This window comes from Microbacterium meiriae (assembly GCF_025143875.1).
GTDB lineage: Bacteria > Actinomycetota > Actinomycetes > Actinomycetales > Microbacteriaceae > Microbacterium > Microbacterium meiriae.
This window is the reverse complement of the sequence record NZ_JAMBDU010000037.1, coordinates 18443-27357: the sequence shown is the minus strand read 5'-3', so window position 1 is coordinate 27357 and position 8915 is coordinate 18443. Positions and strand designations below refer to the sequence as shown.

Below are 8915 nucleotides of genomic sequence, written 5' to 3'. Positions count from 1 at the left end.
CGGATCAGAGCGGCCTGCTCGGTGGCGTGCACCTTGGACGAGCCCGTCGCCGGAGACGCCGAAGCCGGACGCGACACGGGGCGGAAGGAGCGGTCGCCGGGGACATCCGCGAACGCGAGGGCCAGGAACGGCCAGGCGCCCTGGTTCTCCGGCTCCTCCTGCACCCATACGAGCTCAGCGTTCGGGTACGAGTCTGTGATCTTCTTCAGCTCGTCGATGGGTGTCGGGTAGAGCTGCTCCAGACGCACCAGGGCGATCTCCGGGTTCGGGTTCTTCTCCAGCTCGGCGCGGAGGTCCCAGTGCACCTTGCCGCTGTGCACGAGGACGCGCTTCACGGCGGAACGATCGAGACCGCGGTCGTCGTCGATGACCGGCTCGAACCGACCGCCGGTGAACGCCTCGACCGGGCTCGTCGCTCCCCGCAGGCGCAGCATCGCCTTCGGGGTGAACACGATCAGCGGCTTGCGCGGGCGCGCATAGGCCTGACGGCGCAGCAGGTGGAAGTGCGACGCCGGCGTCGACGGACGCGCCACGATCATGTTGTCCTGTGCGCACAGCTGCAGGAACCGCTCGATGCGTGCGGAGGAGTGGTCCGGCCCCTGGCCCTCGTAGCCGTGGGGGAGCAGGAGGGTGACGCTGGACTGCTGACCCCACTTCTGCTCCGCGGCGGAGATGTACTCGTCGATGACCGACTGCGCGCCGTTGACGAAGTCGCCGAACTGCGCCTCCCAGAGCACCAGGGCCTCGGGAGCCTCCACGGAGTAGCCGTACTCGAAGCCGAGTGCGGCGTATTCGCTGAGGAGGGAGTCGTAGACGAAGAAGCGGCCCTGGGCGTCGGAGAGATTCGACAGCGGCAGCCACTCCTGGCCGTTCGCCCGGTCATGGAGCGCGGCGTGACGCTGTACGAACGTCCCGCGGCGCGAGTCCTGGCCGGCGAGGCGCACCGGAGTGCCCTCGACGAGAAGCGACCCGAAGGCGAGCAGCTCGCCGAAGCCCCAGTCGATGTTCCCGTTGCGGCTCATGTCGAGACGCTTCTCCAGCAGCTGCTGGATCTTCGGGTGCACGGTGAAGCCCTCGGGCTTGTTCACGAACGCATCGCCGATGAGGCGGATGACCTCCGCGGGGACACCGGTGACCTCGGGGGCTCCGACCTGGTCCTCGACCTGCGGGGCCTCCTCCGGGGCGATCGGGGTGGCTCCGGTCTCGGCGGCGTGCGTCTCGGCGAAGGCGATCTCCAGACGGTTCTGGAAGTCGGCCTTGGCCTCGTCGTACTCCTCCTCGGTGATGTCACCGCGACCGACGAGCGACTCCGTGTACAGGCGGCGGACGGAGCGCTTCGCCTGGATGAGGTCGGTCATCAGCGGCTGCGTCATCGAGGGGTCGTCGCCCTCGTTGTGACCGCGTCGGCGGTAGCAGACGAGGTCGATCACGACGTCGCGGTGGAAGCGCTCGCGGTACTCGAACGCGAGCTGGGCCACGTGGATGACCGCTTCGGGGTCGTCGCCGTTCACGTGGAAGACGGGTGCCTGGATCGTCTTGGCGACGTCGGTGGCGTAGACCGAGGTGCGGGCGTCGCTCGGCGTCGTGGTGAAGCCGACCTGGTTGTTGACGACCACGTGGATCGTGCCGCCGGTGCGGTAGCCGCGCAGCTGCGACATCTGCAGCGTCTCGACGACGACGCCCTGGCCGGCGAAGGCCGCGTCGCCGTGGACGAGGATCGGCAGCCAGGCGAAGGTGCCGATGGGCTTGCGGTCCTGCTTGGCGCGGACGATGCCCTCGAGCACGCCGTCGACCGTCTCCAGGTGCGAGGGGTTGGCGGCCAGGTACACGGGGAGCGAGGAGCCGTCGTCGGCGACGAAGGTGCCCTCGGTGCCGAGGTGGTACTTCACGTCGCCGGAGCCGCGCTGGTTGCCGGGGGTCTGCGTGCCCTCGAACTCGCGGAAGACCTGGCCGTAGGTCTTCCCGGCGATGTTGGTGAGCACGTTCAGGCGACCGCGGTGGGCCATGCCGATCGCGGCACCCTCGAGACCGGCGGTGGCCGCGCCTTGGAGGATCTCGTCGAGGAGCGGGATCAGCGACTCGCCGCCCTCGAGGGAGAAGCGCTTCTGACCGACGAACTTCGTCTGCAGGAAGGTCTCGAAGGCCTCGGCCTCGTTGAGCTTGCGCAGCACGCGCAGCTGCTCGTCATGGCCGGGCTTCTGGTACTTGACCTCGACCTTGTCCTGGAACCACCGGCGCTGCTCCGGGTCCTGGATGTGCATGTACTCGATGCCGAGCGTGCGGCAGTATGAGTCGCGCAGCACGCCGAGGATGTCGCGGAGCTTCGCGACGCGGCGCCCGCCGAAGCCGCCGGTGACGAATTCGCGGTCGAGATCCCAGAACGTCAGCCCGTGACTCTCGATCTCGAGGTCCGGGTGCGAGCGCTGCCGGTACTCGAGCGGATCGATGTCGGCCATGAGATGACCGCGCACGCGGAAGGAGTTGATGAGCTCCTGCACGCGCGACTGCTTGTCGACGCGCTCGGCGAGGTCGACCGCGATGTCGGGGTTCCAGCGGATGGGCGCGTACGGGATGCGCAGCGCGGCGAAGATGTCGTCGTAGAAGCCGCGCTGGCCGATCAGCAGCTCGTGCACCTTCTTGAGGAACTCGCCGGAGCCGGCGCCCTGGATGACGCGGTGGTCGTAGGTGCTGGTGAGCGTGATCGTCTTGCCGATCGCGAGCTCGTTGAGCGTCTTGTCGCTGGCGCCCTGGAACTCGGCCGGGTACTCGAGGGCACCGGCGCCGATGATGCAGCCCTGGCCCTTCATGAGACGCGGGACCGAGTGGACCGTGCCGATGCCGCCCGGGTTGGTCAGCGAGACCGTGGTGCCCTGGAAGTCGGCGGCGGTGAGCTTGTTGGAGCGTGCGCGGGTGACGAGGTCCTCGTAGGCGGCGAGGTACTCGGTGAAGGTCATGGTGTCGGCGCGCTTGATGCTCGGGACCATGAGGGCGCGGGTGCCATCGGGCTTGGGCAGGTCGATCGCGATGCCGAGGTTGACGTGCGCCGGGGCCACGACGGAGGGCTTGCCGTCGATCTCGGCGTAGAAGACGTTCTGGCTGCGGAACTCGTCGAGGGTGCGGATGAGCGCCCAGCCGATGAGGTGGGTGAAGCTGACCTTGCCGCCGCGGGTGCGGGCCATGTGGTTGTTGATGACGATGCGGTTGTCGATCATCAGCTTGGCGGGGACCGTGCGCACGCTCGTCGCGGTGGGGACGGTGAGGGACTCGTCCATGTTCGCGGCGAGGGTCTTCGGCAGACCGCGCAGCGGGGTGACCTTGTCCTCCTCGGAGGGCGGCTGCGCCTCCTTGGATTCCTGCTTCGGCTTCGGCGCCTGGGCGGGGATCGGGGCGGACGCCGCGGGCTTCGCCGTGGTGCGGGCGACGGGCTGCGAGCCGATCACCGGGATGGGCGCGGTCACGGGATGTGCCGGGGCCGTCGTCGCGGTGGGAGCAGCAGCGCCTCCGCCTGCGGTGGTCTCGGAGTGGTACTTCTCCAGGATGGGCCACCACTCCTTGTCGACCGAGTCGCGGTTCTCCTTGAACTGCTCGTAGAGCTCTTCGACGAGCCAGGAATTGGCTCCGAACCCCCCGTCGCCACCGACGCCGGTCACCTGGTTCGACACGCTCTATCGCCCTCTTTCATCGCTGAAGATCTCCGATGCGGACGCACGACGCAGGATGCGCTCGGGCCCGCACACTCTCGACCACCAAGCCTAACCTGTTTCGACCGGGGAGACGTCGAAGAGAGCGACCCGCGCCGCGCCGATCTGGGTACCGTGGAGGCATGGAGTTCTCAGGTGCGCAGCCGACCGTCGATCTGACCTACTCGGATGTCTTCCTGGTGCCGCGCCGTTCGGCCGTCACCAGTCGGTTGCAGGTCGATCTCGCCCCGCACGACGGCACGCCCGCGACGCTGCCGCTCGTCGCCGCGAACATGAACTCGGTGACAGGGCCGCGTATCGCCGCCGTGCTCGCACGCCGCGGGGCGCTGGGCGTGCTCCCGCAGGACCTGCCGCTCCAGGAGCTCGACGCCGCGATCCGCGACGTGAAGGGGCAGCCGGTGCTCTGGGACACGCCGCTCGTGCTGCCCCCGGAGGCGACCGTCGCCGACGCGCTCCGCCTGCTTCCGGCCGCCGTGGGACACGGGATCGTCGTGGCCCACGGGGCGGCGCCGATCGCTGTGGACCGCATCGTCGGCGTCCTTCCGGCGACGCGTCTGGCGACCGCGTTGCCCGATGCACAGCTCGGCGACCTCGTGCACCGGGGGACGCCGTCCATCGACGCGGACGACATCGGCTCCGAGCGTCACGCCTTCGACGTCATCACCGAGGCGGACGTCGAGATCGTCACCGTCGTGCACCACGGCCACCTCGTCGGGACGCTGAGCGCGCGCAGCGCCTTGCGCGCCACCCTGTACCGCCCGGCCGTGGACGCTGACGGCCGCCTCGCGGTGGCCGCGGCGGTCGGCATCAACGGCGATGTGGCGGCCAAGGCGAAGGCGCTCGCGGCCGCCGGCGTGGACGTGCTCGTCGTCGACACCGCGCACGGTCACCAGGAGGGCATGCTCCGGGCGCTGCAGGAGGTCGCGTCCCTCGGCCTCGGGCTCCCGATCGTCGCGGGGAACATCGTCACCGCAGACGGCGTCCGGGATCTCGTCGACGCGGGCGCCTCGATCCTCAAGGTCGGCGTCGGCCCAGGGGCGATGTGCACGACCCGGATGATGACGGCGGTCGGTCGTCCGCAGTTCTCCGCGGTGCTGGAGACCGCCGCGGCCGCCGCCGAGGCCGGAGCGCACGTCTGGGCCGACGGCGGGGTGCGCTACCCCCGCGACGTCGCCCTCGCGCTCGCGGCCGGTGCCGCCTCCGTCATGGTCGGCTCCTGGTTCGCCAGGACGATCGAGGCCCCGGGGGAGCTCCAGCGCGACGCGGACGGGCGGCTGTTCAAAGAGTCGTGGGGGATGGCGTCCACGAAGGCCGTGCAGGCGCGGTTCGGTCGGCTCGACGCGTACGAGCGGGCGCGCAAGGAGCTGTTCGCCGAAGGCATCTCCTCCTCGAAGATCTATCTCGACCCGCTGCGGCCGGGAGTGGAGGACCTGCTCGACATGATCACCTCGGGCGTGCGGTCGTCCTTCACGTACGCCGGTGCTGCGGCCGTGCCGGAGTTCCACGAGCGCGCCCTCGTCGGACTGCAGTCCGCGGCGGGATATGAGGAGGGCAAGGCGCTGCCGGTCAGTTGGTGATCGCCTGCCGCGTCCACAGTCCGCTTCTGTAGAATCGAGCGCACTATGGACGACCCTCCCAGTTGCCGAACATCGCCCCACCGTCCCGTTCTCTCCCCGGAGAGGAAGATCTGATGGACTACATCATGTTGGGCGTGGGGCTTCTGCTCACGGTCGGCACCGGCCTCTTCGTGGCGAGCGAGTTCGCCCTCGTGAACCTCGACCGCGCGGATCTGGAGGCGCGGCAGGCGCGCGGGGAGTCCCGCCTCTCCCTGACGATCAGCGCTCTCCGGCACACGTCGACGCATCTCTCGTCTGCACAGCTCGGCATCACGCTGACCACGCTGCTGACCGGATACACGATGGAGCCGGCGCTGTCGAACCTCCTGCGTCCCACGCTGGTCGCCTGGAACATCCCGGAAGCCGCCGTCGCCCCCATCGCGACCGTGGTGGCGATGTTCGTCGCGACGGTGCTCTCGATGATCCTCGGCGAGCTCGTCCCGAAGAACTTCGCGCTGGCGCTGCCCCTGGCCACGGCCAAGCTCGTCGTACCCTTCCAGATCGCCTTCACGACGGTGTTCAAGCCGGCGGTGGTCGTGCTGAACGGCAGCGCCAACGGCGTGCTGCGCAGCATGGGCATCGAGCCCAAGGAGGAGCTCTCCGGCGCCCGCAGCGCGGAGGAGCTGTCGTCGCTCGTGCGACGGTCGGCGAGCGCCGGAGTTCTGGAGGCCGACACCGCCACGCTGCTGGACCGCACGCTCACCTTCTCCCGGCTCACGGCGGCGGACGTCATGACGGCGCGCCCGAGCATGCACGCGATCGCCGCCGGCGACTCCGTGGACGACGTGATCCAGCTCGCCCGGCGCACGGGCCACAGCCGCTTCCCGGTGTTCGACGAGGACCTCGACGACATCACCGGCGTCGTGCACCTCAAGGCCGCCATCTCGGTGCCGCGGGAGCGTCGCGCCGAGGTGCCCGTCGGCGCTCTCGCGACCGATCCGCTCCGCGTGCCGGAGACCGCCCATGTCGACGCGCTCATCTCGGACCTCCGCGGCCGGGGTTACCAGCTCGCGGTCGTCGTCGACGAGTACGGCGGGACCGCCGGCATCGTGACCCTGGAGGACCTCGTGGAGGAGCTCGTCGGCGAGGTCTCCGACGAGCACGACCGGACGAGGGCCGGGATCATCCGGAACCGCGACGGGGTGACCTTCCCCGGCGAGCTGCGCCCGGACGAGCTGCGCAGCCGCGCGGGCGTCGAGGTGCCGGAGGGCGATGTGTACGACACGGTCGGCGGCTACGTCATGAGCGTTCTGGAGCGGGTGCCTGTCGTCGGCGACGAGGTGCCCCTGGAGAGCGGCACGCTGCAGGTGGTCCGCATGGACGGACGCCGGGTGGATCGGGTGCGCTACGTCCCGAGACCGGATGCCGTCATCATCGAGGGGGTGTCCCTGTGAGCGATTGGGGAGGCCTCGCCTGGCTCGTCGTCCTGCTGGCGGCGAACGCGTTCTTCGTCGGCGCCGAGTTCGCGGTGATCTCCGCGCGGCGCTCGCAGATCGAGCCGAAGGCGGAGCGCGGCTCGCGTCCCGCCAAGACGGCGCTGTACGCCATGGAGCACGCGACGCTCATGCTCGCGACCTCGCAGCTCGGCATCACGATCTGCTCGCTGCTCATCCTGAACGTCTCCGAGCCCGCCATCCACCACCTGCTCGCCGTGCCGCTGCACGCCGTGGGCTGGTCGGATGGTGCGGTGGACGTCGTGTCGTTCACGATCGCGCTGCTCATCGTGTCGTTCCTGCACGTCGTGTTCGGCGAGATGGTGCCGAAGAACCTCGCGTTCTCGATTCCGGACCGGGCCGTGCTGCTCCTGGCGACGCCGCTGGTGTGGGTGTCGAAGGTGTTCATGCCGGTGATCTGGCTGCTGAACGCGGCGGCGAACGGTGTGCTGCGCCTGTTCCGGGTGGAGCCGAAGAACGAGGCGGCGTCGACCTTCACGCTCGATGAGGTGGCGACGATCGTCAGTCAATCGCGCCGGGAGGGCGTGCTCATGGACACCGCGGGCACGGTGACGGCCGCGGTGGAGTTCACCGACAAGAAGGCCCGCGACGTGGCCGTGCCGCTGAGCGACCTGGTCACACTGCCGCAGACGACCACGCCGGACGACATCGAGAAGGCGGTGGCCCGCTACGGGTTCTCGCGCTACGTGATCGTCAACGACGAGGACGTCCCGATCGGCTACGTCCACCTCAAGGACATCCTGCGGGCCTCCGAGGGACCGGACGCCGAAGCCAAGGTGCTCGAGCCGATCCCCGGCAAGCGCATCCATCACATGGTGCCCGTGCAGGAGGACACCGACCTGGAGGACGCTCTCGCCGTCATGCGACGTGCGGGCCGTCACCTGGCCAAGGTCCGCGACGCGCGGGGGGAGACGACCGCCGTGCTGTTCCTGGAGGACATCCTCGAGGAGCTCGTCGGCGAGGTGCAGGACGCGACCCGTCGCGTCCGCGGTCACTGACGTCGCGACACGCGAAGGCCGCCGGCTCCCACGGGAACCGGCGGCCTTCGTCGTGGGCGTCAGCGCCAGTGCGCCCGCTCGTACTGCGGCGGCCAGGCGACCTCGTCGCCCAGCTCGTGCGCGGCACGGAGCGCGAAGTGCGGGTCGCGCAGCCACTCCCGTCCGGCGAAGATCGCGTCGGCCGCGCCGTCGGCGAGCACCTGTTCGGCCTGCGCGGCCGCGGTGATGAGGCCGACGGCCGACACCGGGATCCGCCCGCCCTGGCGGACGGTCTCGGCCAGCGGGACCTGGTAGCCGGGGGAGACGCTGATGCGCTGGTGCGCGACGAGGCCGCCGCTGGAGACGTCGATGAGGTCGGCGCCGTGCGCGGTCGCCCAGGTGCCGACCGTCGCGGCCTCCTCGGGCGTGAACCCGCCCTCGGCATGATCGGTCGCCGAGATGCGGACCAACAGCGGCACGTCGTCGCCAGCCGTCTCGCGCACCGCGTCCACGACGCGCAGCAGCAGCCGGGCCCGGTTCTCCAGCGAGCCGCCGTACTCGTCCTCACGGAGGTTGGACAGCGGCGACAGGAACTGGTGCAGGAGGTAGCCGTGGGCGCCGTGGATCTCGATGACGTCGAATCCGGCCTCCCGCGCCCGCCGGGTCGCGGCGGCGAACCCGTCGACCACGCGGTCGATGCCCGCCGCGTCCAGCGCGACCGGCGCGGCGAACCCCTCGTAGGCCACGGCCGACGGTGCGGTGGTCGTCCATCCGCCCTCGGCGGCGGGGACCGTGCCGCGCTCGTCCGCCCACGGCCACCAGGTCGAGGCCTTCCGCCCGGCGTGCGCGAGCTGGATGCCCGCTGCCGCCCCTCGGTCGTGGATCACCCGGACGATCGGGGCCAGGGCGTCGCGCTGCGCGTCGTCCCACAGCCCGAGGTCGCGGGGAGAGATGCGCCCCTCCGGCACGACGGCCGTGGCTTCGGCCACGATGAGTCCGGCGCCCCCCGAAGCGAACTGCGCGAGGTGGGTGTGGTGCCACTCCTGCGCGACGCCGTCGACGGCGCTGTACATGCACATGGGGGACACCCAGAGGCGGTTGCGGAACGTGGTGGACCGGATGGTCAGCGGGGAGAAGAGAAGACTCACCGTTCGACGGTACCGCCGA

General features: G+C 70.3%; 5 protein-coding genes. 3 read left to right on the top strand and 2 right to left on the bottom strand.

From position 1 onward, the window contains the following. Window positions 1–3662 (bottom strand): multifunctional oxoglutarate decarboxylase/oxoglutarate dehydrogenase thiamine pyrophosphate-binding subunit/dihydrolipoyllysine-residue succinyltransferase subunit (locus tag M4D53_RS16600; protein ID WP_259955136.1); only part of this gene is annotated, 3662 nt, incomplete at its 3' end. Window positions 3663–3823: 161 nt separating this feature from the next. Here M4D53_RS16600 and guaB1 point away from each other — a divergent pair. The 3 genes from guaB1 to M4D53_RS16585 all read left to right on the top strand — a co-directional run bounded on the left by guaB1 (window position 3824) and on the right by M4D53_RS16585 (window position 7769). Then, window positions 3824–5278 carry a GMP reductase gene (gene guaB1, locus M4D53_RS16595; RefSeq protein ID WP_259955135.1) on the top strand — a complete coding sequence of 485 codons (1455 nt, stop codon included), beginning with the start codon at window positions 3824–3826 and terminating at the stop codon, window positions 5276–5278. 113 nt (window positions 5279–5391) lie between these two features. Continuing rightward, window positions 5392–6711 (top strand): hemolysin family protein, encoded by a 1320-nt coding sequence (locus M4D53_RS16590; protein WP_060923227.1) that lies wholly within the window; start codon window positions 5392–5394, stop codon window positions 6709–6711. After that, a complete protein-coding gene (locus M4D53_RS16585; RefSeq protein WP_259955134.1) occupies window positions 6708–7769 on the top strand; it encodes a hemolysin family protein in 1062 nt (353 codons plus the stop codon). The genes M4D53_RS16590 and M4D53_RS16585 overlap by 4 nt, the downstream gene beginning before the upstream one ends. A gap of 59 nt (window positions 7770–7828) precedes the next feature. Here the strand turns inward: M4D53_RS16585 and M4D53_RS16580 are convergent, their stop codons facing one another. Next, the gene (locus tag M4D53_RS16580) at window positions 7829–8896 is read right to left on the bottom strand and encodes an NADH:flavin oxidoreductase/NADH oxidase (RefSeq protein WP_259955133.1); all 1068 of its coding nucleotides are present in this window, start codon (window positions 8894–8896) and stop codon (window positions 7829–7831) included. Between the last annotated feature and the right edge of the window lie 19 nt (window positions 8897–8915).

What these genes read in the sequence shown, in the direction of transcription:
- guaB1 (WP_259955135.1), top strand. Translation starts at nt 3,824, where the DNA reads ATGGAGTTCTCAGGTGCGCAGCCGACCGTCGATCTGACCTACTCGGAT.
- M4D53_RS16590 (WP_060923227.1), top strand. Translation starts at nt 5,392, where the DNA reads ATGGACTACATCATGTTGGGCGTGGGGCTTCTGCTCACGGTCGGCACC.